21 protein-coding genes and 1 pseudogene are annotated in these 25,210 nt (G+C 72.1%); 12 read left to right on the top strand and 10 right to left on the bottom strand.

What is annotated here, in order from left to right; all coding sequences use genetic code 11:
• Positions 1 to 235: 235 nt before the first annotated feature.
• Both WME79_RS13450 and WME79_RS13445 read left to right on the top strand, forming a co-directional pair.
• Entirely contained in the window at positions 236 to 1,888 is a 1,653-nt protein-coding gene (locus tag WME79_RS13450; RefSeq protein WP_437535228.1) for a 4-alpha-glucanotransferase, read from the top strand.
• Between the two features lie 135 nt (positions 1,889 to 2,023).
• Complete coding sequence (locus tag WME79_RS13445) at positions 2,024 to 3,331, top strand: ammonium transporter (protein WP_437535227.1); 1,308 nt, start codon at positions 2,024 to 2,026, stop codon at positions 3,329 to 3,331.
• Between the two features lie 102 nt (positions 3,332 to 3,433).
• Here the strand turns inward: WME79_RS13445 and WME79_RS13440 are convergent, their stop codons facing one another.
• The 3 genes from WME79_RS13440 to WME79_RS13430 form a co-directional block, all read right to left on the bottom strand.
• Entirely contained in the window at positions 3,434 to 4,153 is a 720-nt protein-coding gene (locus WME79_RS13440) for a hypothetical protein (RefSeq protein ID WP_437535226.1), read from the bottom strand.
• 54 nt (positions 4,154 to 4,207) lie between these two features.
• Positions 4,208 to 8,110, bottom strand: a complete 3,903-nt coding sequence (locus WME79_RS13435; protein ID WP_437535225.1) for a protein kinase domain-containing protein — start codon at positions 8,108 to 8,110, stop codon at positions 4,208 to 4,210.
• A gap of 247 nt (positions 8,111 to 8,357) precedes the next feature.
• Positions 8,358 to 10,550 carry a substrate-binding domain-containing protein gene (locus WME79_RS13430; RefSeq protein WP_437535224.1) on the bottom strand — a complete coding sequence of 731 codons (2,193 nt, stop codon included), beginning with the start codon at positions 10,548 to 10,550 and terminating at the stop codon, positions 8,358 to 8,360.
• Between the two features lie 229 nt (positions 10,551 to 10,779).
• Between WME79_RS13430 and WME79_RS13425 the strand changes: the two genes are divergently transcribed.
• The 7 genes from WME79_RS13425 to WME79_RS13395 all read left to right on the top strand — a co-directional run bounded on the left by WME79_RS13425 (position 10,780) and on the right by WME79_RS13395 (position 18,481).
• Positions 10,780 to 11,871, top strand: coding sequence for a hypothetical protein (locus WME79_RS13425; RefSeq protein WP_437535223.1), 1,092 nt, complete (start codon positions 10,780 to 10,782; stop codon positions 11,869 to 11,871).
• The gene (locus WME79_RS13420; RefSeq protein WP_437535222.1) at positions 11,871 to 12,476 is read left to right on the top strand and encodes an RNA polymerase sigma factor; all 606 of its coding nucleotides are present in this window, start codon (positions 11,871 to 11,873) and stop codon (positions 12,474 to 12,476) included. The genes WME79_RS13425 and WME79_RS13420 overlap by 1 nt, the downstream gene beginning before the upstream one ends.
• Positions 12,473 to 13,225 carry a hypothetical protein gene (locus WME79_RS13415; protein WP_437535221.1) on the top strand — a complete coding sequence of 251 codons (753 nt, stop codon included), beginning with the start codon at positions 12,473 to 12,475 and terminating at the stop codon, positions 13,223 to 13,225. Before WME79_RS13420 ends, WME79_RS13415 begins: the two co-directional genes overlap by 4 nt.
• Before the next feature lie 492 nt (positions 13,226 to 13,717).
• A complete protein-coding gene (locus WME79_RS13410) occupies positions 13,718 to 15,751 on the top strand; it encodes a hypothetical protein (protein WP_437535220.1) in 2,034 nt (677 codons plus the stop codon).
• Between the two features lie 225 nt (positions 15,752 to 15,976).
• A complete protein-coding gene (gene ssuE / locus WME79_RS13405) occupies positions 15,977 to 16,543 on the top strand; it encodes an NADPH-dependent FMN reductase (protein WP_437535219.1) in 567 nt (188 codons plus the stop codon).
• A gap of 14 nt (positions 16,544 to 16,557) precedes the next feature.
• Entirely contained in the window at positions 16,558 to 17,691 is a 1,134-nt protein-coding gene (locus WME79_RS13400; protein WP_437535218.1) for a sigma 54-interacting transcriptional regulator, read from the top strand.
• A 310-nt stretch (positions 17,692 to 18,001) separates the two neighbouring features.
• A complete protein-coding gene (locus tag WME79_RS13395; protein WP_437535217.1) occupies positions 18,002 to 18,481 on the top strand; it encodes a hypothetical protein in 480 nt (159 codons plus the stop codon).
• Between the two features lie 44 nt (positions 18,482 to 18,525).
• On the opposite strand, the gene WME79_RS13390 is transcribed toward WME79_RS13395, so the two are convergent.
• Positions 18,526 to 19,035 (bottom strand): hypothetical protein, encoded by a 510-nt coding sequence (locus WME79_RS13390; RefSeq protein WP_437535216.1) that lies wholly within the window; start codon positions 19,033 to 19,035, stop codon positions 18,526 to 18,528.
• Between the two features lie 270 nt (positions 19,036 to 19,305).
• Between WME79_RS13390 and trxA the strand changes: the two genes are divergently transcribed.
• Positions 19,306 to 19,707 carry a thioredoxin gene (trxA, locus tag WME79_RS13385; protein WP_437535215.1) on the top strand — a complete coding sequence of 134 codons (402 nt, stop codon included), beginning with the start codon at positions 19,306 to 19,308 and terminating at the stop codon, positions 19,705 to 19,707.
• 7 nt (positions 19,708 to 19,714) lie between these two features.
• Positions 19,715 to 20,020: pseudogene (locus WME79_RS13380) on the top strand (MFS transporter); the annotation flags it as partial.
• Here WME79_RS13380 and WME79_RS13375 read toward each other — a convergent pair.
• The 5 genes from WME79_RS13375 to WME79_RS13355 all read right to left on the bottom strand — a co-directional run bounded on the left by WME79_RS13375 (position 20,020) and on the right by WME79_RS13355 (position 22,320).
• Positions 20,020 to 20,430 carry a GFA family protein gene (locus WME79_RS13375; RefSeq protein ID WP_437535214.1) on the bottom strand — a complete coding sequence of 137 codons (411 nt, stop codon included), beginning with the start codon at positions 20,428 to 20,430 and terminating at the stop codon, positions 20,020 to 20,022. The pseudogene WME79_RS13380 and the gene WME79_RS13375 overlap by 1 nt on opposite strands.
• Positions 20,431 to 20,526: 96 nt before the next feature.
• Positions 20,527 to 20,919 carry a DUF2809 domain-containing protein gene (locus WME79_RS13370; RefSeq protein WP_437535213.1) on the bottom strand — a complete coding sequence of 131 codons (393 nt, stop codon included), beginning with the start codon at positions 20,917 to 20,919 and terminating at the stop codon, positions 20,527 to 20,529.
• A 172-nt stretch (positions 20,920 to 21,091) separates the two neighbouring features.
• A complete protein-coding gene (locus WME79_RS13365; protein ID WP_437535212.1) occupies positions 21,092 to 21,643 on the bottom strand; it encodes a hypothetical protein in 552 nt (183 codons plus the stop codon).
• Complete coding sequence (locus tag WME79_RS13360) at positions 21,633 to 22,139, bottom strand: RNA polymerase sigma factor (protein ID WP_437535211.1); 507 nt, start codon at positions 22,137 to 22,139, stop codon at positions 21,633 to 21,635. Before WME79_RS13360 ends, WME79_RS13365 begins: the two co-directional genes overlap by 11 nt.
• Positions 22,140 to 22,188: 49 nt before the next feature.
• Entirely contained in the window at positions 22,189 to 22,320 is a 132-nt protein-coding gene (locus WME79_RS13355; protein ID WP_437535210.1) for a hypothetical protein, read from the bottom strand.
• 231 nt (positions 22,321 to 22,551) lie between these two features.
• Here WME79_RS13355 and WME79_RS13350 point away from each other — a divergent pair, with 231 nt between their 5' ends.
• A complete protein-coding gene (locus WME79_RS13350; RefSeq protein WP_437535209.1) occupies positions 22,552 to 24,048 on the top strand; it encodes a L,D-transpeptidase in 1,497 nt (498 codons plus the stop codon).
• 70 nt (positions 24,049 to 24,118) lie between these two features.
• On the opposite strand, the gene WME79_RS13345 is transcribed toward WME79_RS13350, so the two are convergent.
• Positions 24,119 to 24,994 (bottom strand): STAS domain-containing protein, encoded by an 876-nt coding sequence (locus tag WME79_RS13345; RefSeq protein WP_437535208.1) that lies wholly within the window; start codon positions 24,992 to 24,994, stop codon positions 24,119 to 24,121.
• Positions 24,995 to 25,210: the final 216 nt, after the last annotated feature.

Below are 25,210 nucleotides of genomic sequence, written 5' to 3'. Positions count from 1 at the left end.
CGCTGTCGAGACACAAGCGCGCGCGGCCTGATTTTTCGGTCGCCGCCCCCGGAATCGCCCGCCGTCCGGCCGCTCGGCGGGCCCACCCTCGCGCCGCGCGCGATGTCGCGGCCCCCTCGCGAGCGCGGCAGCGGCGGCGGCGTCGCTACCGTACGGTCGCAGAAGGAGCATCCAGGGCGGCGCGACCCGGGATAGACTTCGCCCCCGAACGCCTGGAGCCAAGCGAAAAACGCCCATGTCTTCCCCCTCTGCTGAAAATCAGTCCCAGAGCTCATCGTCGCCTTCCGATCCCGGTTCCGGCGCGCACCGCCGCACCGCCGGCGTGACGGTGCCGCTCTTCTCCCTGCGCAGCGATCGCTCGTGGGGCATCGGCGAGATCGGTGATCTCCCCGAGTTCGCCGCGTGGATGCGCGCCGCGGGCCTGCGCCTCGTGCAGCTCTTGCCGCTCGGCGAGGTGTCGGGGGGCGAGACGTCGCCGTACATGGCGCTCTCCGCGTTCGGGATCGATCCGATGTTCATCTCGCTGTCCGCCGTGCCCGAGCTCCCGGCGGAGCGACTCGGCGAGGCGCTCGGCGACGACCAGGCGGCGCTCGATCGGGCGCGGAACAGCGCGCGCGTCGACTACGATCTCGTGCGCCGCGTGAAGCGGCGGGCGCTGCGCTTCGCCTTCGACGTGTTCGAGCGCGAGCATCACGCGAAGCAGACGCCGCGCGCGGCCGAGCTCGCCGAGTTCGTGAAGCGGCAGTCGGACTGGCTGCCCGACTACGCGCAGTTCCGCGCGTTCAAGGACGCCTTCGACGGCAGGGCGTGGTGGGACTGGCCCGAGGCGATCCGCGAGCGCCGGCCGGAGGCGCTCGAGGCGCTGCGGCGCGAGCGCGCGCGGGACATCCTCTATTACGAGTACGTCCAGTGGCTCGCGCACGCGCAGTGGGAGGCGGCGCGCGCGGATCTCCGGGGCAAGGGCGTGGAGATCATGGGGGATCTCCCGTTCATGGTGTCGCGCGACAGCGCCGACGTGTGGGCGCACCAGGGCGAGTTCCGGCACGACATGACGGTCGGCGCACCGCCCGACCAGTTCGACACGGAGGGGCAGCGGTGGGGGCTCCCGCCGTACTTCTGGGCCCGGATGCGCGAGAACAACTTCGCGTGGCTCAGGCGCCGCTGCCGCTACACGGGGCTGCTCTACGACCGGTTCCGCATCGATCACCTGGTCGGCTTCTACCGGACGTACATCTTCCCGGAGCAAGGGCAAACGGCCCCGGGGGCCGAGCGGCCCAGGGCGACCTTCGATCCCGCGGAGGAGGCAGAGCAGCGCGAGCACGGCAATCGGGTCGTGCGGGCGATGCTGGCGGGGGCAGCGGAGACCGGGGCGCAGCTCGTGGCCGAGGATCTCGGCGCGGTGCCGGGGTGGGTCCGGGAGTCGCTCTCGGAGCTCGGGGTGCCGGGCTACAAGGTGCTGATCTGGGAGAAGGACGACGTCAATTTCCGCGATCCGGCGGAGTATCCGGCGCTCTCGGTGGCCTGCTTCGGGACGCACGACACCGACTCGGTCGTGGTGTGGTGGGAGTCGCGGGACGACCGGGAGCGCGCCGGGGTCCTCGAGCTGCCGCAGCTCGCGCCGCGCCGGCAGGAGCTCGGCCCGGGGTTCACGAAGGAGACCCACCGCGCGCTGCTCGACCTGATCCTCGGCTCGAAGAGCGAGCTCGTGCTGCTGCTCCTCCAGGACGTGCTCGCCACGCGCGATCGCATCAACGTCCCGGGGACCGTGGGGCCGCAGAACTGGTCGCTCCGGCTGCCGGCGCCGCCGTCTGCGCTCGATCAGGATCCCGAGGTGCGGGCCGCGCTCGATCGGGTGCGCGAGAGCGTCGAGGCCAGCGGGCGCGGATAACGCGCCGGCGGCGGAGGCGCCCACGCGCTGACTCGCTGCGTCGTCGCGGTATGCTTCGTGCAGTCGCGAAGTATATCCCGACGAAACATTCCGGAAAACTGCCTTCTCTTACTGTCGCGGTCGAGGAGGCCACCAGTGAACGAAATCAACGCCTCGGACACCACCTGGCTCCTGGTCTCGTCGGCAATGGTTCTGCTGATGACGCCAGCGCTGGCCCTGTTTTACGGGGGCATGGTCCGAACGAAGAACACGCTCAGCACATTCATGCACAGCTTTTTCGCCATGGGGATCGTGACCCTGGCGTGGGTGACGCTCGGGTACTCGATGGCGTTCGCCGAATCCAAGGGCGGGTTCATTGGCGGCTTCGACTACGCGTTCCTGAACAACGTTGGCACCGAGCCGCGCGTCGGGACGACGGTGCCTCACCTCCTGTTCATGGCGTTCCAGATGATGTTCGCCATCATCACGCCGGCGCTGATCTCTGGCGCCTATGCGGAGCGCATCAAGTTCTCGTCGTATGTGGTGTTCACGCTGCTCTGGTCGCTCCTTGTCTATAGCCCGATCTGCCACTGGGTCTGGAACCCGGGCGGGTGGCTCCTCGCGCGCGGCGCGCTCGACTTCGCCGGCGGCACCGTCGTTCACCTCGCCTCGGGCGTGAGCGCGCTCGTGATGGCGATCATGCTCGGCAAGCGCAAGGGGTACCCGACGCGCAAGATCGTGCCGCACAACCTCACCATGACGCTGCTCGGCGCCGGCCTCCTGTGGTTCGGCTGGTTCGGCTTCAACGGTGGCTCCTCGCTCGCGGCGAACGGGCTCGCCTCGGTGGCGTTCGTGAACACGCACATCGCGGCGGCGATCGCGGCGCTCGCGTGGGCCCTCATCGAGGCCGTGCGCTTCGGCAAGCCGTCGCTCCTCGGCGTGGCGTCGGGGCTCGTCGCGGGCCTCGTCGCCATCACCCCGGCGGCGGGCTTCGTCGGGCCGATGGCGTCTGTCGCGATCGGGCTCGCGGCGGGCGGCGTGTGTTACGGCGCCGTGATGCTGAAGGGCAAGCTCGGTTATGACGACAGCCTGGACGCGTTCGGCATCCACGGCGTGGGCGGGCTGCTCGGCGCGCTGCTCACCGGCGTGTTCGCCTCCAAGGTGTGGAATTCGGCCGGCCAGGATGGCCTCATCAAGGGCAACTCGGCGCTACTCACCGAGCAGGCGATCGCGGCCGCGGTCGCGGCGGCTTACGCGGCGGTGGTCACCTTCGTGCTCGTGAAGGGGATCAGCGCGGTGATGGGCTTCCGGGTCGACGAGGAAGTCGAAGACGAGGGCCTCGACGGCGCCCTCCACGGCGAGGAGGCCTACTCGCTCGGCGAGGGCGGCGCTCACGCCGCCGAGAGCGTGCCCCCGTCCCCCAGGCCGGCGCCGGCGCCTGTCCTCGCGCGCGAAAGCGCCTGATCCAGCGCAGCGGAGGCTGGCTCGCGGAGGCCGCCTGGCGGGTGCCAGGCGGCCTTCGTTGTTTTGTCCCCTTGGCCCCCTGCCCTTCCCCGCCGGGAGCGGTCACCTGCACGAGAAGGCGGGCTCGCCGGTCTCCTCGCAGCCGTGGTCGCACGTGACCTTGGCGCACCCGCAGCGGCGCAGCCTTCCGCGGTCGCCGTCGGCGCCGTGATCACAGTCGTCGCTCAACGTGCGGCACTCGTCCTGGCAGCGCGCTTTCTGTGCGGGCGACGGCGCGCAATCGACCACCGCCGCGCCGCCAGAGGAGCCCGCGCTGCTGCACAGCTCGACGGACGCGACCTGCTCCAGCAGCGGGATGATCCCCCCGATCATGCATTGCGCGTGCGGCTCGCAGACGTGGTCCCGCAGCACCGCCAGCACGCGGACGCGCTCCCCGGCCAGCGCGCGCCACTCGGGGCCGAGCCATCGCTCGGCGTCCTCGCTCGACAGCATCCTCCCGGCGATGAGGGGCTGCGAGCCCTTCGTCAGCTCCAGCGTACCGACCCAGCGCTCGCGCGCCGGCGCGTCGGCAGGTTGCTCCCCCCCTGTTGGCGGAGACGCCGGCGGCGTGCCGGCGGGCGCGGCGCTCACGGCGGGCGCCGGCGCAGCGGCCCGCGCTGTCGGCGCCGTCGGGGCGACCCGCGCCGCCGGCGCCGTCGAGGAGGGCGCGCGCTCCGCGCAGCCCATCGCCCCGGCGCAGCACGCGCCGGCCAGCGCCCCGCGAAGCCATCGCCGCAATCCCGCCGCGACGGGGTGGAGCCATGGCGCACGCATCGGGTTCATGGAAGGCACAGGACATTTTTACCATGCGCCGGCGTGCCCGCGCGCCAGGGCGCGTCAGCTCGCGGCGCGCAGCCACTGCCGGGAGAGCTCGATCACCCGCGCGTTCTCGGGGATGTCGAGGAAGCTCGGGCGGTGCGCCGCGGGCAGCGCCTCTGCTCGCCCGAGCAGCCGCTCGCGCGCGCCGGCGATGACCGCGGAGGCGCGCTCCCGATCGCCCGCCGCGTGCAGCGCCTCCGCATGGACGAGCTCGGCCAGCGTGCTCTTGTACCCCGGCGCGCTCCAGCGCTCGTGGGCCGACGCGACCTCCCGCGCCGTGGAGAGCGCGTCCGCGGCGCGGCCCGCGGCGAGCTGGATCGAGGACAGCAGCGCCTTCGCCCCCACCTGCTCGAGCGGGAACGACGCGAGGAGCTCGATCGCGGCCAGCGCCTCGCGCTCCGCGGCCTCGAGGTCCCCCTCGCGGCGGAGCAGGCTCGCGAGCGCCCAGCGCGCGAACCCTTGCTGCAGCGGGGTGCGCCGCTCGAGCCCCACCCCCAGCATCCTCCCCGTCTCGGCGCGCGCGCGGTCGAGCGCGCCGAGGTCGATCTGCACCTCGATGCACAGGAACGTCCTGAGCCACGAGACCGGCCCGAGCTCTTCCCCCGCGGGCATCGTCTCGCCGAGCTCGCGCTCCGCCCGCCGGAGATCGCCGAGCAGCCGGGCGATCATCCCGATCGCCACCTGCCCGACGATCGAGCCGCGCCAGTACCCCGCCTGCACGAAGCTCGCGCGCGCCGCCTCGGCCATGCACAGGCCCGTCCACAGATCCCCGTCCCTCCACGCCTCGTGGAACGCGAGCGCGATCTGCAGCCACCCGCGCGCGACGGGGTCCCGCTCCGCGACCGGCTCGGTCACCTCGCGCACGCGCCTGGTCAGCGCGTCGGCGAGCCTGAACTCGCAGAGCTGCGCCGCGTAGTAGCTCCCGGCCGCGAGCGCGAACGCCGCCGAGCCGATCCCCTCCGGGGAGAGCTCGACCGCCTGCAGCGTGCGCACCGTCGCCATGAGCTCGTCGAGCCTGCCGAGGTGGATGTCCGCGGTGATCTTCGCGGGCACCGTCCTCACCCAGGGCATGCTCCCGGGCGTCAAGAGGCGCTGCGCCTCGTCGAGGTACAGGAAGGCGTGGTCCCATTCGCTGCGCCACGCGTGGACCTCCGAGAGCACGCCCAGCAAGCTGAGGTGCACCGCGTCCGGCGCGCCGCACTCGAGCCCTCGCCGGGCGCGCGCGATCGCCGCGTCCGGATCGCTCCCGCGGAGCGCCTGCTCGGCGGCGCGCAGGTAGAAGCTCCCGGCGCGCGCGAGGTCCAGCCCGCGCTCGAGGTGCTCCGCGAGCATCGCGGGATCGCTCGCGCCGCGCTCCTCCAGGAAGGCGGCCGCGAGCCGGTGCCCGAGGACGCGATCCGTCTCCGTGAGCATCTCGTAGGCCCCCTCCCGCAGGAGCGCGTGCCGGAACATGAACTCCTCGTCCCCCGGAAACCGGCTCTCCTTGCGGCGGACGATCACCTCCCCCTCGACCAGCTCCGCGAGCACGTCGTGCGGGGAGACCCACGGCGCCGCGCTCCCGAGGAGGGCGCCGACGCCGCCGCGCCAGAAGACGTCGCCAAATACGCTCGCCGCGCGCAGCACCTTGCGCGCCTCGCCGTCCAGCGCCGCGAGCCGCGCCTGGACCATCGCCAGCACCGTCTCCGGCAGCGCGTCGCCCATCCCCTCGGCCACGGCGCGGATCAGCTCCTCGAGGTAGAACGCGTGGCCGTCCGCGTGCGCCACGAGGCGCGCCACGGTCTCCGCGTCCACGCCGTCGCCGAGCGCGTGGCGGACCAGGCGCTCGCAGGCCTTCCGCGGCAGCCGGGTCAGGTGGATCACGTTGAGCGCGCGCCCGCTCCAGAGCGCCGGGAACATCTCGTGGACCTCGGGGCGCGCGAGCCCGAGCACCAGGAACGGCTGCTCGCCGAGCGAGCCGAGCGCCGCGTCGACGAAGCGCACGGTCGGCAGATCGCCCCAGTGCAGATCCTCGAGCACGAGCACGACGGGGTGCGCCGACGTCTCGGCGGCGAGGAAGTCCTCCCAGGCGCGGCGCATCTGCCGTCCCATGGTCTCCGCGTCCTCGCGGGCCGCAGAGAGCAGCGCGCTCTCCTCGCCCTCGAGCGCGACGCCGGCGATCTCCCCGAGGAACACGGCCACGCGCTCGCGGTCGGGGCCGGGGACGTGCCGCGCCACGCGCCCGAGGAGCTTCTGCTTGCGGACCGCGGCGGCCTCGCCGTCCTGGATGCGGCACGCGCACCGGATCGCCTGCCCGAGCAGGCCGAACGCGGAGCCCACGCGCAGCGGATCGCCGCACGCGGTCCAGATCTCGACGTGCTCGTCGTGCGCGCGGACCGCGCGCGTGAACTCGTGGGCGATCCTGGATTTGCCGATGCCGGCGGGCGCCGTCACGAGGACGGCGCGGGCGATCGGCGCCTCGGCGCACTCGGTGAAGAGCGTCGTCAGTGTGAGCAGCTCGCGCTCCCGCCCGACGAACGCGCTCGCCTTGCCGAGCAGCGTCCCGGCGCTCCCCGCGACGTCGCGCTCGCCGTGCAGCTCCCGCCGCTCACCTTCGCCGGACACCTCGAACCGCGCGCCGAGGAGGCGCGCCGTCACCTCGTCGATCGCGATGGGCGGCCCGCGCGGGTCGGGCTGCCGCTCGTGGGCCCGCCTCGCCTCGCACGCGTCGAGCAGCCGCGCGGCCCTGTCGATCGCCTCCCCTATCGGCCGCTGCCTCGCCAGCTGCGCCCGGCCCGTCGAGAGCGCCATCGGCCGGGTCGGGGCCACCTTCCGGAGCGCCAGCGCGCAGCGTGCCGCCTGCGACGCCTGGTCGGTCGCGTCCCTGCCCGCGACGATGGCGACCACGGCGGAGCCGTCGGCGAGCGCCTCCATGTGCCCTCCGTGCGCCTCCACGATCTTCCGCAGGTGCCCCCCCACGGTCACCTCGAGCGTCTGATCGAGCGGCGCGGTGTCGGCCGTGGCCGGCGTGGCCTCCCTCCCCACGAGCAGCACGGAGAGCAGCCGCCGCTCGCTCGAGGTGAGCGCCTCGGGGCGCTCGAACGCGGCCCCCCGCGCCGAGACCCCGGCGGCCCGCAGCGTGCTCAGGATCACGGCGGCTGTCGCGCCGTCGGCGATGCGCTCCTCCGGGTCCTTCGCGAGCATCAGGTGGACGACCGCGTCGAGCTGCGCAGGGACCTCGGGGCGGAGCGAGCGGATCGAGGGGACCTCGCCGAACAGGATCTTCGCGAGGATCGCGGGGAGGTTCTCGCCGACGAACACGGGGGCGCCCACGAGGCACTCGAAGAGCACGCAGCCGAGGGCGAACACGTCGGCGCGCGGCGTGAGCGCGCTGTGCCCGACGCGCGCCTGCTCCGGGGCCATGTACGCCGGCGTCCCGAGGGTGACCCCTGTCAGCGTCATCGGCGTCGCGTCGAGCCGCCGCGCGATCCCGAAGTCCAGGATCTTCACCTGCTCGATCTGCCCGTCCACGAGGAACAGGTTGCTCGGCTTGAGATCGCGGTGGACGATCTCGCGGGCGTGCGCCTCCGCCAGCGCCTCGGCGGCCTTCACGCCGAGCATCAGCGTCTCTTCGACGGTGAGGCGGCCGCGCAGGAGGCGCCGCGAGAGGTCCTCTCCTTCGAGCCATTCCATGGCGAGATAGGACCTCCCCGAGGACGTCCTCCCGTGGGCCACGTGCCGCACGATCCCAGGGTGCGAGAGCTCCGACAGGAACCTTGCCTCCCGGTCGAACCGCGCCTCGTGCGCGCCCGCCCCGAGCACCACCTTGAGAGCGACGGTGGCGCCGGTCACCCGATCGAGCGCCCGGTAGACCTCCCCCATGCCGCCAGAGCCGGCCAGCGCGAGCAGCTCGAACCGCTCCCCGACGACGTCGCCGACGCGCATGGATCGAGTATCACCCGGCGGCGGATCTCCTGTCCAGCGCGCGTGGGGCCGAGGCAGACACGGCACATCGTTCAATATCTCGCAATACCTCGCGGCGTCTCGTACATGTTGCGTGCTCGACAAGCACCATGGGCGACGACATGCACGTTCGAGACGTGCTCAGCGCCAGACGAGACCGGCGCGAGCGGCGCGCCCAGGGTGGGGGGTCCACAGCGCTGCGCGCACGCTCAGCGCGACACGTGGAGTGTCACTCCGATCTTCCGCGACGCCCCGTATCCGAGGTCGCGCTGCGCGACGAACGCGGCGGCGCTTCAGCCGCGTCATTCCGTCTCGTGCGGAGCGACGGGACTCCTGTCGACGCGAGGTCCTCGAGCGCCGACGCCAGCGACTGGTGGCTGGACAGATCGCCGAGGTGGATATCGAGGGCGACGAGGCGCATCGCGAGCTCGGGGCGCACGCCGACGAGGCGGACGCGGGCGCCGAGCAGGGAGGCCGCGCGCTGCGTCTGCCCGAGCGCGTGGGCCACCTGGGCGTCGATGGACGGGACGCCCGTGATGTCGAGCAGCACGCAGCGCGCCCCGTGTCGGCTCACCCCCTCGACCACCCGCTCGAGCATCTGCCGGGCGCGGTCTCCATCGAGCTCGCCGACGAGCGGGACGAGCAGCACGCCGGGCAAGATCGGGATGAGCGGGCAGCCGAGCTCGCGCACCGCGGCCGAGAGGGTGCGCTCGCGCTGATAGGCCTCCTGGAGGCTCGCGTGCTGCTCGGAGAGCGACTGCACGAGCGCGTCCCGCTCGAGGGCGGCGCCGAGGAGCGCCCCCCAGATGGAGATGGTGCCCTCATCGCCGGCGACCTCGATCGAGCTCGGGCCCACGATCGCGAGGACCCCCCAGTCGTGGCGGAGCGTGCGGATCGGAAGGAGCGTCACCATGAACGGGCCGCCGGCGGTCGAAAGCGGCAGGTGCTCTGCGGGCGGGAAATCCTCCCGCGCGCAGGCGGCGCCGAGCGGGGGAGTCGGGCTGCCATCGCGGCTGTAGGCACCTTCGATGACGAGGCGCGCGCGGGTCGTCGGGTCTTCCCAGAGCGCGAGGCAGCCCCAGACGGCGGCGGTCGAGTCGAGCCAGGAGAGCGAGCGCGACTCTTCCTGGGTGCCGCCGAGCAGCGCGAGGCTCACCTCATGATCGGACCGCATGAGCGCCCCGAGCTCGTCGACGAACTGCCGCTCGGTCTCCACGCGAGCCAGCATGAGCGAGAGGCGTAGCCGCTCCTGGAACTCCTCGGCTCGCTGCTCCGCGGACTCCGCTGCTTCCCTGTCCAGGCGCGCGCGGCGCCGCTTTCCGGACCGGCCGAGGAGGCGGACGACCCCCATGAGGCTCTCCACGTCAGGCGTGACGCGGACGGCCTGCTGACAGGCCTCATCGATCTCGGCCGCGGGCGGGGGCGCGGTGCCCTCGAGCGCCGCGGTATTCCCCGCGATCACGGCGGTGACGCCGGGCCACACGGCCGTCGGGGGCGTCTCGGGCGAGAGCGGCAGGCGGAGGAGCAGCTCGACCATCTGCCGTTCGAGGGCGCCGCCGAGGTTGTCGTCGGACGCCCCGCCCTTCCGGTGGAGCAAGCCATGGAGCGGGTCGCACCCGCACGACCGCCGCCTGACGAACGTGGTCGGCGCGAGCACGGGCCCGGACGGGACGACCTGGCCTGCGAGCCGCGCCAGCACGAGCTCGCAGGCGAGCGCGCCGATGGCGTCGAAGCGCTGGCGCACGGTGGTCAGCGGAGGGCTCGACCACTGCGCATCGGTGATGTCGTCGAAGCCGATGATCGCCAGATCGTCGGGGATGCGGTATCCGGCCGCCTGGAGGGCCGACATCATCCCGAGCGCGTTCTTGTCCGTGGCGACGACCACGGCCGTGAGGTCTCCCCTGCGCGCGATGAGCGCCTCTGCGGCGCGCTGGCCGCCAGACTGCCAGTTGTTGTCGGCGTCGAAGACGAGGCCGGGATCGAAGGGGATCCCGCTCTCGATGAGCATCTCCATGTAGCCGTCGAAGCGCGCGCGGATGTCGTCCTGATCCATGCAACCGACGAACGCGATGCGCCGGTGTCCATGCTCGATCAGGTGGCGCACCGCGCTCCGGACGCCCTCGCGGTTGTCCGGCATGACGGTCGGACAGCCCGCCTCGGGGGCGCAGGAGCTGACCGTGACGAGCGGGACGCGCGCCTGCGCGAGGAGCTCGATGCCATCCGTGGCGAGCACGACGATCCACCCGTCCACCTGGTCCCGGGCGAGCGAGGGCGCCTGGACGTACGCTGGCGTGCCGCGTACCACCAAGACACGATGGCCGCGCTGCTGCGCCGCCTGATGGATCCCCCTGAGGACCGAGGTGAAATAAAAACCGTCGAGGAAGGGCGTGAGGACGCCGATGGTGGTCGGGCGGGAGTGCATGGGCTGCGGGCTCGCGAATGGATGAATACCGGATCTCCGTCTCGCTCACCGACGGCGTTCACCGCCACCCGCCAGAAATTCCGGTGACTCGCGAATCGTCCGGGTGTACAGCATCGCCGATCCGTTTGGCCATCGATCGAACCCTTCTCGCCGTCATGGCGCGCCCGCCGTACGAGCCTGCGTCTTTCCCCGCAGCGGGATCGATCGGGCGCGAGGGAGAGAGCGAACGGTGAGCGCGCCGGCCCTACGTGCGCTCGTCTCGGCGCTGGGTACCTGCGCAGCGCTCACGCTCACCGGCGTGCCGCGCGCGCGGGCCGAGTGCGATCGCGCGGCCGCGGACGTGTCGTGGGTGCGCCTCGCGGGCGCCGAGGGGCGGTGCCCGTCGGCGTCCCAGTTCCGCGCCGAGATCTCGCGGCGGCTCGGGCGAGAGCTCGTCACGACGGGCAAGGCCGCCTCGATCGAGGCCGTGGTGCAGGGGCAGCCCGGGGCCTGGTCGGCCACGATCCGGACCGAGCTGTGCGACGGCGCCCCGCCGACGGTCCGGGAGCTCTCCGACCACCGGCAAAGCTGCGACGGGATCGTGGCCGCTGCAGCGGTGCACATCCTGCTCGCGACCGATCCCGAGGCCGGCCTCGCCCCCCCGACCGCCGAGGCGCCGCGCCCCCCGCGAGCCCCCGAGGCGCCGCGTCCCCCACCGCCGCCTGCGCGCCGTCCTGCGGCGGAGCGGGCGCCCGAGCCGCCGTTTCCCTGGCCGGCGGAGCCCAAGATCACGCCGCCCCCGGCCGAGGGCCCGCCGCCGCCCCGGCTCTCGGTCGCCTGGCGCGGGTTCGCTTCCATGGGCATCGTCCCCTCGCCCGGATTCGGCGTCGCCTTGTCGGGCGAGTGGTCGATCCTGCCGCGGTGGACGCTCGAGACGGGCGCGCTGTGGCTCCCGGAGCAGCACGCGACCCAGCGGACGTTCGCCTTCGGGCTCACGGCGGGCTGGCTCGGCGCGTGCCTGGAGATGGTCCGAAGCCGCTCGGTCGCCTTCGGGCTCTGCGGCCGGGCCGTGGCGGGCGCCATCTACGCCGTCATCTACGGGGACGACGACGTCCCCCCGACGATCCTGCCGACCGACGTCGGCTCGCGCGCGTGGCTCAGCCTCGGGGCCGGCACGCGGCTCGGCGTCCGTGTCATCGGGCCGCTGCGGCTCGAGACCGGCATCGACCTCTTCGTTCCAGTGACACGGTACGATTTCCAGCTCGAGGGCGGGAAGCCGACGGGCCTGGAGCAGGCCGCGCTCGCCGCCGCGGCGTTCGGGGGTGTCGGCCTCACTTTTTGATGAAGGATCCCCGGGCTGCCGGCATTCAGTTCTCCGTGGAGCAATGCTTACGAGCCGACGTCCTGCGCGACGCCAAGCAGCCGCCACGGAGCCTCGTCGCCCTGCACGCCGAGCACGGCGACTTCGTCTGGGCGACCCTCCAGCGGTTCGGCATCCAGCACCCTGACCTGGAGGACGCCTTCCAGGACGTCTTCGTCGTCGTCCAGCAGCGGCTCCCCTCCTTCGACTGGGCCTGCCCGATCACGACCTGGCTCTTCGCCATCTGCCGCCGCGTCGCCGCGTCCCACCGCCGCCGCGCCCGCACGCGCCGCGAGCGGCTTGGCGAGGTGGTGGACGACGTGCCGGACTCCGCGCGCGGCCCGGAAGAGATCACCTCCAGCCGCGAGGCGCGGCTGCAGCTCGAGGGCATCCTCGAGGCCATGGATCTCGATCGAAGGGCCGTGTTCGTCATGTTCGAGATCGAAGAGATGCCGTGCGACGAGATCGCGCGCCTGGTCGGCGTCCCCATCGGGACCGTCTACTCGCGGCTCCACGCGGCGCGGAAGGAGTTCGCGACGCTCCTGAAGAAGTCCGAGGCCGAGCGCGCGCGCAGGGGGGCCAGATGAGCGATCCGAAGCGATGGAACCAGGAAGGAGGAGGCGCCCCGCCGGGCGCACGCGAGCTGCTCCGCGCCGCCGCGCCGATCCGACCGATGACCTCCGCCGAGCTCGCGCGCACCGCGGCCCGGGTGGCACCGCTCGAGGCGGCCGCAGGCGCGGCCGCCGGCGCTGGCGCGACGATGCCAGCGTGGATCAAGGGGATCTTCCTCGCGGCGGGCATCGGGGCCGGCGGGGCAGGGCTCTACGCTGGCCTGGGCGAGGCCCCGAACGCCGCCGCGCCGATGGCGCCGCCTCCAGTGCTCACCGATCTGCCGCTGGAGCGGCTGCTCTCCCGCGCGGGAGGCCGCGTGCCGGCCGGGTCGCCGGCCGCCGGAGCGCCGGTGGCCGAGGCGCCGCACCCGACCCCACCCGCCCTCCGCCGCGAGGCGCCGCGGAGCCCCCGGCCGGCCGCGCCAGCGCCGGAGCCGACCGCCGCGGCGGACGGCGACGACCTGGTCCGGGAGTCCAACCTCGTCGACGCGTCCAGAGCGGCGCTCGCGCAGGATCCGGAGGCCGCCCTCGCCGCGCTGGAGAGGCACCAGGCCGAGTTCCCGAAAGGGCGGCTGGCGGAAGAGCGGGAGTTCATCGCGATCCGCGCGCTGGTGCGCCTCGGGCGCGCCGACGAGGCGCGGGCGCGCGCGGCGGCGTTCCTCGCGCGGTATCCATCGAGCTCCTTCGCCGAGCCGCTGCGCCGGATCGCCGGCGCGGCTCAGTGATTGCTTCCGCGACCACGGCTCCACCAGCGAACTCCATACCACGTTCGAGCACACGAGCGGGATCGCGTCGCCTGCGGTGACGACATCAACGCTCGCACGGACCACGAGAAACGAACACGAAATCGACGCTCGCACGGACCGCGAAAAATTAACGCGACAGCAAACACAAGCACTCATATCGCTTGCCCGGTACCTAAACAGTATTAACATACGCCCCGCGTTCACGGGCGGCCGCGCCGAGAGGCGGCGGCGCCCTGGCGTTTCATCGAAGAACGGTGGATTCAGCGGCTCGATGAGGCCAAGGCTGCCGTGGCAGCGCTGGTCTCGGCGAGGCACGTCGCCCATGCGGCGCGCGCCGAACGTCGTCCCTTTGGGGACCGACACGCGCGCTCGCCCACGGCCGTCCTCCTCGGGTCGCTCCTTCCCTCCGCGAGCACGTCCTCGTGCTCGCGCGCGGCTCCGCCGTTCGTCGTGGTCATTTCAGGAGGTTTCATGTCGTCGAAGCTGTCGAGTTCGAGCAGTCCGGTGCGCTCTCATTCTCATTCTGATTCTGCCTCCCCCGGCGCGTGGCAGGGGGCGCGGCGCGTCGCGCTGGCCGCGCTCGCGATTCTGCCGATTTCTTGCGCGGATCTCGGGCCCACGGACGGCGCTCCGGCCGATCTCGCCGAGGGCGAGATCGCGGAGGCCGGCCAGGCGCTCTCGCTGACTTTCCCCATCAAGGAGCGGAGTTCGCTCGTCGTCACGAACACCGACATCCTCGGTGCCTTCAAGCTGCAGGACGTGCTCCAGCAGCTCATCGATCAGGCGGGCGTCAGCCTGACGCCCCTCCAGCTCTTCCGGCAGTTCATGGACACGAACCGGAAGGCCGCAGACGGGATCGGCCTCGGCCCGCACTGCGATGACACGGTGATCCCCGGCTCGGCCGGGTCCATCAACGGGTGGCCGATCGACTGCCCCCGCGTCGTGGGGTTGGAGGCCGACAGGGATCCTTTCGCCAACGAGGAAGCCTCGAACGCCTACGTCGCCACGACCCTGTCGAACCGCTTCGACCTCGCCCCGCCGGACGGCGCCAACTGCGGTGAGTACCGCGTCGTCTTCGCCAGGCGCTCGGGCATCCCGGAGGGGGCGTTCCAGATGCGCAACTTCATCATCTTCGAGGGCCGGCTGCCCAACCCGACCCCGAGCCTTGGCCGGGAAGGGTGCCGCCCGGTCGTCAACTTCTGGTATCACCTGTCGGATCCGGCGAAGAGCCTGGAGACCCGCAGGGACGAGCTGCTCGCCTTCTATTTCGATGGCCTGCCCGGGGGGTTCGAGCCCGTCTTCCACATCGATCACTACGGCCAGAACGCGGGGCCGTACGGCGGCCAGATCCGGACCAACGAGTTCCTCTTCGCCCCCGAGGTCGACGGCGCTCAGCCCGAGCCCTTCACGACGTGGAACCTCCGGGAGTTCCGGCTCCTTCACAGCGGCTCGGGGAGCAGCGCTACGCTGGTCGTGACTCCATCGTTCGTGAAGGACAACCCGGCCGCGCCGCTCTTCGATCCCGCCTCGACCGACGCGCGCGCCGTCGCCTTCAGGAGCACGTCGTTCCCGGGCCTGGTGGAGCGGCTCGCCGCGGCCGACGACATCAACCGCTTCGCCCTGGAGCCGAGCTATCCGACGACGATGAACGCCGGAGAGAGCCAGATGATCGGCCTCCAGAACAACTACTTCGCGACGTTCGGCGCCGGGCCCTCGGCGCTCAGGACCAGCATCCAGAGCAAGCTCACCGCGATGGGCAGCGCGCTCACCCCGGATCAGGTCGTGGGGCGCGCGTTCTCCCTGTCGTGCAGCGGGTGCCATGAGCCGATCGGCGACGCCACGGGCTCCCCGAGCGTCGAGCTCGATATGGGCACGACCAAGACGCTGGCGAAGCTGAGGCCGTTCACGCAGACCTCCGAGCAGCTGGAGACCGATCCGGACGAGCCGGGCGGGCAGCGCTTCAAGATCTCGGAGGCCCTCACGGGCGTGTTCATCCCGTTCCGGAAGAACGTGATGACGGAGTTCCTCCTCAACAACCCGATCCTCGGGTTCGAGAAGCCGGGCGCGTGGACGTCGGCGCAGGCCCAGCTGTCGGTCCACACGGGCCGGGTGGTGGAGGGCATCTCGTCGCTCCAGGTGAAGACGCCCTCCTCGTTCAACGCGATCGTCAGCCCGAACTTCAACTCGGCGAGCCTCGCGCCGGTGGGCAACAAGATCACGCTCGATCTCTTCGTGTCTCCCGTCCAGCCGAACCCGAGCTGGGTCGGGAACATCGAAGTGCTGATCTCGATCCCTTCGGCCGGCATCCACAACCAGTGGGCCGGCAACGTCGCGCTCACCCCGCTCACCCGGGGCCAGTTCGTGACGATCCAGTTCGCCCAGCTGCCGACGGCCACCAAGAACGCGCTGAACGCAGGGGCCAGCGACGTGAAGCTGCAGTTCAACCTCAACGTGACCAGCAACTCCGGTCCGTACTACCTCGACAACGTGCGGTTCGCGAACTGACCGCGAGCGAGCGCTCGTGAGCGTGAGAGCGAGCGTTCGCTCATGAAGAGGGCGCCGGCACCCCACCGGCGCCCTCTTCTTCTCTTGCGCTCGGATACCGGTCCTCCCACGCGCGCCCACACACGACCCCTCCCCCGGCGCCGACCTCCGGCAGCATAATCCGTCGGGACGGATAATTCATCCGTTATAGTAGACACCGTTCTCGGGCCTTGGTATGCTGCGCTCATGTCAGGCATTGCCATCATCACCGGAAGTGTCTCTGCGCGCTCGAAGACCTCGGCGCTCGCGGCCCGCATCGCGGCGCGGCTCGTGCGCGAGGGGTTTCGCGTCACCACCATCCACGTCCGCGAGCTCCCGGCCGAGGATCTCCTGCTCGGACGGGTCGACTCCCCCGCCCTGGCAGACGCGGCGCGGGTCGTCGCGGAGGCGGCCGGGGTCGTCATCGCGACACCCATTTACAAGGCCTCGTACACGGGGGTGCTCAAGGCGTTCCTCGACCTCTTGCCGCAGTTCGGGCTCGCGGGGAAGGCGGTGCTCCCCCTCGCGACGGGCGGGACGCTCGCGCACGTGCTGGCCATCGATTACGGGCTCCGTCCGGTGCTCCAGTCGCTCGGGGCGCGGCACGTCGTCGCGGGGCTGTTCCTCCTCGACAAGGCGCTGCGGCTCGGGGAGGACGGGCTGCTCGACATCGATGATGAGCTCGGGAGCAAGCTGGAAGAGATCGTGAAGCCCTTCATCGACAGCGTGATCCGGGAAGGCCTCCCGCTGCCGGCGCGCGAGGTGGCTGCCTGAGAGCCGGTACACCCATGCGCTTGCTCACGCTCCCCACCCCCGAATCGACGACGGCACCGACAGAGCGCGCCAAGGCGGTCCTCTTCGAGGACCCCAGATCGCAAGAGCTGCTCCACCGCGCGAGGCAGGTCGCAGCGGGCGACGCGGCCGCGCTCATCACCGGCGAGATCGGCACCGGCAAGGAGATCATCGCGCGGCACGTGCACGAGCTCAGCGCGCGCCGCGGCCGGCCCTTCCTCGCCGTGAGCTGCGCGGCGCTGTCGCCCGCGCTCGCGGAGAGCGAGCTCTTCGGCCACGAGCAGGGGGCGTCCCCGAAGGCGCTCACCATGAAGCACGGCCTGCTCGAGGCCGCCGAGGGCGGCACGCTCTACCTCGACGAGATCGGGGATCTCCCGCTCGGCGTGCAGGTCAAGCTGCTGCGCGCGCTGGAGGACCGCGAGGTGGTCCGGCTCGGCTCACGGGCCCCGGTGCCTGTCGACGTGCGCATCATCGCGGCAACGAACGTCCCGCTGAAGGACGTGGTCGCCGTCGGCGGGTTCCGTGAGGATCTGCTCTCCAGGCTGAGCGGCGCGGCGATCGCGGTCCCCGCCCTGCGCGAGCGGCCAGGCGACATCCTGCCGCTCGCGCGCTATTTCCTGGGCACGTACGGGCGCCGCCTGGGGCCCACGCCGTGCGTGCTCGCGTCGTCCGCGGTGGATCGCCTGCTCGCGCACACGTGGCCGGGCAACATCCGCGAGCTCGAGAACGTCATTCACCAGGCGCTCCTCGTCTGCCGCGCAGGCCGCGTGACGGGGAAGGATCTGCGGTTCACGAGCCTAAGGCCGAAGGCGGCCGCGCTCGAGCCGCGGAGCAGCATCGACGGGCTGATGGCCACGCTCGAGAACACCATCGCCGCCCTCTTCGACGGCAACATCCCGAACGTGCATGAGCGGGTCGAGGAGATCGTGATCCGCACCGCCTACCGCCGCTGCGACCGCAACCTCGGGCTGACGGCGGCGCGGCTCGGCGTCAGCCGCGACCTCGTGCGCGCGCGCCTCCTGCAATCCGGCGAGATCGCGCAGGCCTCCACGCCGGAGCCCTCAGCCGCGCCGTCGAAGCCCGGCGACGCACGAGCGGCGGCGGCAGCACTCCCGATCTCCCTGCCCTGAGGGAAGCCGCCGCATTCCTCCTCCCCGCCCTCCCCGCCAGGAAAGCCCGCGCCTCGCGCCAGACCGGCGAAGGTGCGAGATAGAGCGACAAGCCCCCCTATGCCCCGGTCCGAGCGAGCCTCGAGCGGCACGAGCTGATTGCGTGTCCTGCACAACAGATGCACCGATTGCGTGTCCTGCACAACAGATGCGCACGTGATGCGTGCTCCAGCCTCGCCGAGCACGTCAGGTCGCTCTTTTCATGTTGGCGCGCGGCGTGCGAGCCTGGGGATCGTGCAGGGCCGGACGGCAAGGCGAGGAGGGTGTTTGTATGAGCTCAATCCATCCCGGTGCGGCAACGAACGCAGTCGCAGCGTCCCTGGCGCGCCCCGCGGCGAGCGCCGGCGCGACCGTTGATCCCGGCGCAGGGGCGCCGGAGCTCTCCGGAGGGGAGCTCGAGCCGCCACCCAGCGTGACGCGCGCGCTGGCCGCCACGGCGGAGTCGGAGGGCACCGAGCGCGCCGCGTCCTGGGAGCTCTGTACCGCAATGCTCGCGATCGCCACCGGCTGGCTCGCGTGGACGCTGCCGGAGCCCAGCGCCCGCGACGTGCTGCTCGTCGCGCTCTGTCTGGCGCTCGTCGCGATCGAGCGCCGCAGGGCCGGCACGCACTTCAGGAAGGCGATCGCCGCGGCCGCGGGCGCGCGCGGCGCCACGGCGGGCGAGGCGTCGCGCGCGGCCTGGCGGCTGGACGCGGCCTTCTGCGCGGCGCGCGCCACGGGGCGAGGCGCGATGGGCGAAAGGCGCCGCTGAGCGAGCTCCCCCGCCGGAGAGGCGCGGCGGAGATCACAGGCACATCACGGACACATCTCCCCTGGCGCCGAGCCGCACGCGCCTCCCTGCTCGCCGGAGGCGTCGACCGCCGGGTCGGGCTGCCCGCACCGCTGGCGCCATCCGCCGCCCACGTCGCGCTCGCGGAACTCGGGGCGCAGCTCGCTGCGGGCGTCGGCCGCGAGCAGCTCGCACGGGTCGAAGTAGTGCGACGTCCGCGCCTGCGCGGCGATGGGCGGCAGCTCGCCAGAGAACTCCGGCACCCCGGGGCAGCGATGATGCCAGAGCGCATAGCGCTCCGGGACGTCGCCGAGGCAGAGCACCTCCTTCACGCCGCCGTTGCAGTTGGTGCTCACGACGAGCACCGGCGCGGGCAGCGGCGCGAAGCGGTGCACCCGGAGGACCACGTCATGGTGGAACTCGCCCTGCTTCCAGTGGGCGAGGAGATCGAACTCGCCATGTCGATCCCGGATCTCCTGCAGCAACGACCCAAGATCCATGGCATCGGCGAGGGATTGAACTGACACGTTCGTCATGGCGCGCTCTCCTTCGACGGTAAGCTTCGCGATGGTGTAGCACGGCGCCCGCGCGGCGCCGGGACGCGGGGCTCTCCCTCGATGGCGGAGCACGCTGGAGCGGTTCGCCCGCGCCGCTGACATCGGGCCAGAGCGCGCCGAGCAGCGCCTCGTCGAGTCCTCGTCGAGGCGATCGAGCCCATCACGGTCTGCAACGCGCCCTGAGCGCCGCCGGCGGCGCCTGGCCGCTCGCTCGGCGACACGGGCGTGCCTCGGGGGTATGCTCCGCGGATGAGTACAATCGAGCTCAGCGCGGAGAATTTCGAGAAGACGGTCGAGTCGAACGGCATCGTGCTCGTCGACTGGTGGGCGCCCTGGTGCGGCCCGTGCCGGGTCTTCGGGCCCGTCTTCGAGAAAGCCTCCGAGAAGCACGCGGACATCGTGTTCGGAAAGATCAACACGGACGAGCAGAAGGATCTGGCGCAGGCCTTCAACATCCGGTCGATCCCGACGCTCTTCATCTTCCGCGAGAAGGTCCTCCTGTTCGCGGAGGCAGGCTCGCTGCCCGCGTCGGCGCTCGATCAGGTGATCGAGAAGGTGCGCTCGCTCGACATGGAGGAGGTGCGAGCGAAGATCGCCGAGGAGGAAGCGAAGGAGGCCGCCGGCGGAGGCGACGCCGACGAAGGGCCCTGATTAGAAGCTGCTCCAGCTCAAGGTGTGGGACCTCGACCCGGACGGCGCGGCGATGCCGTCGACGGTCGGTCTCGTCGGAATGGCGATCGGCGCGATGATCATCGGCACCGTCACCGACGTCATCGGCAGGCGCAAGGCGCTGCTCCTGGCCGTCCTCGAGTTCTCCCTCTTCACGCTCCTGTGCGCGTTCGCGCCGTCTGCGCTCGTGTTCGGGCTCTTCCGCCTCCTCGCCGGCCTCGGGCTAGGCGGCTGCCTGCCGACGGCGATCGCGCTGGTGACCGAGCACGCGCGCGCCGGCAGGCGCGGCAGCGCCTAGAGGGTGGCCTTGTCGGCGCGGTGCTCGGTGGCGCCCGGAATGGCGGGCAGCCACGGCACGCGGTGCGCCGTCCAGAGCTGGAAAGAGGGCGGCGGCAGGTCGCCCGGCCGGTCCATCGTGCCGAGGAAGATGTCGAGCTCCCGCGTGCCGTCGCGGCGCCAGAAGAGCGACGAGCCGCAGGTCGAGCAGAACTGGCGGACAGCGAAGCTCGACGACCGATACGTCGCAGGCGAGCCGGAGAGCAGCTCGAACTGCTCGTCGGCATAGGTGGCGAACGCCGGCATGGGCGCGCCGGACTGGCGCCGGCACTGGCTGCAGTAGCAGATGTTGACGCTCACCGGCGCGCCGCGCGCTCGGTAGCGGATCGCGCCGCACAAACAGCCGCCGGTGTGGTGAGCCTCGGACATGGCCATCGCCTCCTGGTTCCTGGAGTTCGCGATCGCCAGCCTGGCCTCTCGCGGCGCGCGCGGCAACCGGCGCACGCGCTCGGCGCGGCGCAGGCATCAGACGGAGGCCCGGAGCGGCCGGCACAGCCCATAACCCAGCACGCAACCGAGGCCATACAGCGCGAAGTCCGCCGGGTCGAATCCGCCGTTCGCGCCGAGCAGGAGCCGCCCCGGGGTGGTGCTGCGCGCGGCCCACAGCCACGGCGCCTGGCTCAGCTGGAGCAGCTCGATCGCGCACGTCGCGGCGAGGACCGCGAGCGCCAGCAAGTGCGTGCGGGCGTAGATCCACACCATCTGAGCCGCGGCGATCCACACGACCTCGTAGAGCACCGCGCCGGCGCTGTTGCGCAGCCAGACCGGACCGCCGTGGAACCGGGCCATCAGCCCGACAGGGACGACCGCCACGATGACGAGGGCCAGCGCGACGCGCTTGCGAGCGGCTTCCGGCATGCGGAGAGCCTACAGCGGTTTCCGCCCCCCTCTGCACCATGCAGAGCAGAGCGGCGGTCTCCCGCACAGGAGACGGGCCCAGATCGGCGTTTTCGGCGCGCAGGCGCACTCCGGTGCGCTGAGCACCGAAAACGTCGAGGTGGGCCCGTATCCGAAGCGGGTGACCGTCGCTCTACGCGCCGCGCGCAGGGCGGAGCGCGAGCGGCGCGGTGCCGGTAAGCAGCCCCGCCGCGAGGGCGACCACGCCGCCGAAGCCGACGCAGGCGCAGCCGAGCGCGCCGGTCAGGGCGGCGACGCCGCACGCCGAGGCCCAGGACGCCCCGAGCCGGTCCGAGCGGCGCAGCACCCGCGAGAGCAGCGCGCCGGCGGCGACCCCGCCCGCCAGGCAGGCAGGGACGCAGATGGATACACACCCTTCCGGCGTGCACAGGTGACCATAGATGCGCGCCGCGTGCGCCGCTGCGAAGGGCACGAGCCCCGCCGCGACGCCCGGGAGCACGCCTCGCCCGAGCTGCTGCCCGCGCCACGAGAGCAGCGCCGCCGCGACGTAGAGCGCCGCGCCGACGATCGCGGTGGTGACCGGGCGGTCGCTCATCAGCGCCGCCACGAGCGCCACGGCGATCGTCGGTGCCGCTGCCCAGGCGGCCCTCCTCGCCCTCCCCCGCTCGTACGCGCGATAGGCCCTCTCCTTCAGGTCCAGGCCGGCAAGCGCCTCACGTTCCATAGATCCTCCTCCACGCCTCCCGCAGGCGGGCAAATGCGCGCTCGCGGCGCTTGCGCAGCGCCGCGCCCGACACCGACGGATCGCGATCGACCTCCAGCAGGGTCGCCCTCAGCGTCTCGCGATCCGCCTCGGCCAGCGTGCCGAGCACCTCGCGCGCCGCGTCGTCCAGATCCCGGGCGATCGCCGCCTCCTCCGGCGTGGGCACGTCGGCCGCGATCGACGGGACCTGCTCGTCCGGCGCCTCCCTCGACCGGGACCGCCGCCGCCGTGTCGTGCGGCACTCCCACGTTGCAATGGAGAGCGCCCAGGTCAGCGCGTCGCCGTCGGGATCGAACGAGCTGGCGCGGTCGAACACCTTGAGGAGCGCCTGCTGGGCCGCGTCTTCCGCGTCGGCTCCGCCCCCGAGCATGCGGCGGCAGAACGCGCCGATCGCCGGCCATAGAGCGGCATAGACAGGCTCGAACGCCGCGCGATCGCCGTCAGCGAGGCGTCTCATCGACGCGTTGAGCAGCGATCGCGCGCGCGGTTCCAAGGGCGCTGGGTCCTCAGCCGCAGGGGCAGTCCGGACACGGGCAATCCGAACACGGACAGCCGCCCGTGAGCTGCGTCCCAGCATAGGCCACCGCCGGGATTCCGAGGACGGCCGCGATCAGGGTCACCTTGAGCCAACGACGCATGGGATCTCTCCTTGTCTTCTCTGGCCAGCTGTCCTCGCCGGCCTTCCTCGGCTCTAGGCGCGAGCGGGGCGAGCGTGACACCCGCGGCGATCGAAATCCTGGCGGCCAGGCGCCATCGCCGCAGATCGCCGCACGAGCGACGACCTCCTCTCCGCTCGCGGCGCAGGCGCCTTCGTCCAGCCTGGCACGTCGTTCCGCCGGGCGGGCTCGACGTGCTAGGGTCTCGTGCCTATGTCTGGCCGCTCGTGGTTCGTTGCCCTCGGCGCCCTCTGGCTCGGGTGCACGCCGTCGCGGCAAGACGCCGGCTCGCGCGCCGACGCGGCCGTGAGCGCGGGCGTGGCGGTCGCGGAGCCCTCGCCTTCCAGCGCGCCCTCTGCGCGCGCCAGCGCGCCGGAGCCGCCGCCGGAGGCGCTGGCCGCCTCGGCCCCGGCCGCGCCGGTCCCGGAGGTGGAGGCGGCGCGGTTGCGCTCCGCGCGCGTGTACTCGAAGGGCCGCGAGGTGTGGATCCGGTCCGCGCCGCGGCCCAAAGCCCAGTGGATCGGCATGCTCTCGATCGGCGGCTCGGTCCGCCTGAAGAGCGTCGAGCCCATCCGCGGCGCCGGCGGCTGCCCGGCGTTCTACGCCGTGGAGCCGCGCGGTTACGTGTGCGTCGACGGCGTGCGCGCCACCCTGGACACCGCCGATCCCGTGCGCCAGGCGCTGATCCCCCATACCCCGCTCGCCGATCGGCCGCTCCCGTACCGCTACGGCGAGTCGCTCGGCCTCAAGCGCCTCCTCCGCGTGGACGGCTTCGACGCGCCGGCGTGGCCCGAGGGGATCCACGATCTGCGGCACATGCAGGTCCGCCCGCGCTCGTCGGTCGCCTGGACCGAGGAGGTCCAGGCCGGCGGGACAACATGGCTCTGGGCGTCGGATCTGACGTTCATACCGAAGGACAAGGTCAAGCCGTACGAGCCCAGCACCTTCGAGGGGGTGTACCTCGGCGCCGAGGCGCGCCTGCCGATGGCCTTCTTTCGCCGCAAGGCGCGCCCGAAGTACCGCCTCACGGAGGGAGGCCAGCCCGCGAAGACGGACGCCGTGTGGGAGCGCCTCGCCCGGGTCGGGCTGACGGGCCGATCGAAGCGGGTCGGCGAGCTGACGTATCTCGAGACCCGGGACGACGGGCACTGGGTGCTCGAGCGAGACGCGGTGGTCGTCCAGCCGCGGAGGGCGCGGACCCCGTGGGGCCGCCCGATCCGGCTCGGCGGCGAGCCGCCCTCGGCGCCGGCCGACGGGCCCAGGAACACGTGGATCGAGATCGCGGCCCTCGACGGCTGGCTCATCGCCTACGAGGACGACCGCCCCGTGTTCGCGACCCTCACCTCGGCCGGGCGCAACGGGGCCGAGGAACCGGAGAAGGCCGAGGTGCCGCCTTCGACGACCCCGCTCGGCCAGTACAGCATCGGCCGCAAATGGGTGACGAAGACCCTCATCACGCCCCACGTCGACGCGGACGACTGGATCGAGGCGGAGGTGCCGTGGAGCCAGCACTTCTTCAGCAAGTACCTCCTTCACGCGGCCTACTGGCACGACCGCTGGGGTGAAGGGCAGAGCGGCGGGTGCGTGAACCTCTCGCCGGTCGACGCGAAATGGCTCTTCCACTGGACCGAGCCCGCCGTGCCCGATGAGTGGTACGCGGTCCAGGCCACGCGCGACGACCCGTCCACGCGCGTCGTGATCCATCGCTGAGCCGCCGCGCCTCGCGCGGGGGTGCGGGAGCGCGCCCGCGCCGGGCCTCGCGCGCGCCTGACGGAAGCCGCTATTTCGCCGGCGCGCTGGTCGCCTCGGCGCGCTCGACCCCCTCGCCCGCCGCGGCCATGCGCCGCATGCAGAGCTTGAGTCCGGCGCGGAGGTTGCCAACGGTCGTGACGCCGGAGAGGTCGAGTCCGAGCGCGATCATCGTCTGCGCCACGTTCGCCCGGATCCCCGTGATGATCCCCTCCGCGCCGAGGAGCCGGATGGCCTTGATCATCTCGATGAGGTACCCGGCCGTCCGCGTGTCGACCGCGTCGACGCCGGTGAGATCGAGGATCGCGTACCGCGCGTCCTTGCTCACGATCGCCGAGAGCAGGTTGTCCATCGCCTCGGAGATCCTCAGGCTGTCCACCACGCCCACCATGGGGAGGGTCAGCACCTTGTCCCAGACCTCGATGATGGGCGTCGAGAGATCGCGGATGACCTCCTGCTGCGTCTCGATGAGCTCGATCTTCGCCTGGAGCTCCCGCTCGCGCCGCTTCGCCGCGGAGCCGTCCAGGCTGAGGGTGATCATGCCGTCGGGCTCCCCGCTGCTGTCGCGCACGGGGATGTGCCATGTTTCCCACGCGGTGCCGTGCGCGTCGTAGTTGTTGTACGCGCTCTTCCCCGCGAGCGCCTGCCGGTTGATTTCCAGGGTCTCCGGATCGTTCGCGACGAGCTCGAACACGCTCGTTCCGAGCAACTGCCCAGGCTTCATGCCGGCGGCTTCCATCCCCTTGCCGTCGTGGAACGTGAAGACGCCCTCGCGGTCGTACTTGCACACGGTGATCGGCAGGTAGTCGAGGATGGCGCGGAGGAGCAGCTGCGCCTCACGGAGCTTCGCCTCGAGCTCCTCCCGCGTATCCGCCCTCGTCGTGTTCGACTCCGCGTCCCCCTTCATGGACGCCTTCTACCGCGCACGCGCGCTGGCCGTCGAGGGATTGTCGGTCCGTCGATGATGTTTTGCTTGGCCGGTCATGCGGGCAACATCGCACCGCATTGTCGAGGCCGCGTGTCGCGCCGATCTGCCGATGCACGACGCTTCGGCTGTGGCTGTGACTGTGGGGAGCGGGGCACGGATGGCGGATGGCGGGTGACGGATCGGCGAGGGCCTCCG

Origin of the sequence: Sorangium sp. So ce726 (assembly GCF_051521405.1) — a bacterium.
In the GTDB taxonomy this organism is placed as follows: Bacteria; Myxococcota_A; Polyangia; order Polyangiales; family Polyangiaceae; genus Sorangium.
The sequence above is the reverse complement of the archived record's forward strand: the minus strand, read 5'-3'. Positions and strand labels throughout refer to the sequence as shown.

Coding starts and splice junctions, on each gene's coding strand:
- WME79_RS13450 (WP_437535228.1), top strand. CDS start 236: ATGTCTTCCCCCTCTGCTGAAAATCAGTCCCAGAGCTCATCGTCGCCT.
- WME79_RS13440 (WP_437535226.1), bottom strand. CDS start 4,153: ATGAACCCGATGCGTGCGCCATGGCTCCACCCCGTCGCGGCGGGATTG.
- WME79_RS13435 (WP_437535225.1), bottom strand. CDS start 8,110: ATGCGCGTCGGCGACGTCGTCGGGGAGCGGTTCGAGCTGCTCGCGCTG.
- WME79_RS13430 (WP_437535224.1), bottom strand. CDS start 10,550: ATGCACTCCCGCCCGACCACCATCGGCGTCCTCACGCCCTTCCTCGAC.
- WME79_RS13420 (WP_437535222.1), top strand. CDS start 11,871: ATGAAGGATCCCCGGGCTGCCGGCATTCAGTTCTCCGTGGAGCAATGC.
- WME79_RS13415 (WP_437535221.1), top strand. CDS start 12,473: ATGAGCGATCCGAAGCGATGGAACCAGGAAGGAGGAGGCGCCCCGCCG.
- WME79_RS13410 (WP_437535220.1), top strand. CDS start 13,718: ATGTCGTCGAAGCTGTCGAGTTCGAGCAGTCCGGTGCGCTCTCATTCT.
- ssuE (WP_437535219.1), top strand. CDS start 15,977: ATGTCAGGCATTGCCATCATCACCGGAAGTGTCTCTGCGCGCTCGAAG.
- WME79_RS13400 (WP_437535218.1), top strand. CDS start 16,558: ATGCGCTTGCTCACGCTCCCCACCCCCGAATCGACGACGGCACCGACA.
- WME79_RS13395 (WP_437535217.1), top strand. CDS start 18,002: ATGAGCTCAATCCATCCCGGTGCGGCAACGAACGCAGTCGCAGCGTCC.
- WME79_RS13390 (WP_437535216.1), bottom strand. CDS start 19,035: ATGACGAACGTGTCAGTTCAATCCCTCGCCGATGCCATGGATCTTGGG.
- trxA (WP_437535215.1), top strand. CDS start 19,306: ATGAGTACAATCGAGCTCAGCGCGGAGAATTTCGAGAAGACGGTCGAG.
- WME79_RS13375 (WP_437535214.1), bottom strand. CDS start 20,430: ATGTCCGAGGCTCACCACACCGGCGGCTGTTTGTGCGGCGCGATCCGC.
- WME79_RS13370 (WP_437535213.1), bottom strand. CDS start 20,919: ATGCCGGAAGCCGCTCGCAAGCGCGTCGCGCTGGCCCTCGTCATCGTG.
- WME79_RS13365 (WP_437535212.1), bottom strand. CDS start 21,643: ATGGAACGTGAGGCGCTTGCCGGCCTGGACCTGAAGGAGAGGGCCTAT.
- WME79_RS13360 (WP_437535211.1), bottom strand. CDS start 22,139: ATGAGACGCCTCGCTGACGGCGATCGCGCGGCGTTCGAGCCTGTCTAT.
- WME79_RS13355 (WP_437535210.1), bottom strand. CDS start 22,320: ATGCGTCGTTGGCTCAAGGTGACCCTGATCGCGGCCGTCCTCGGAATC.
- WME79_RS13350 (WP_437535209.1), top strand. CDS start 22,552: ATGTCTGGCCGCTCGTGGTTCGTTGCCCTCGGCGCCCTCTGGCTCGGG.
- WME79_RS13345 (WP_437535208.1), bottom strand. CDS start 24,994: ATGAAGGGGGACGCGGAGTCGAACACGACGAGGGCGGATACGCGGGAG.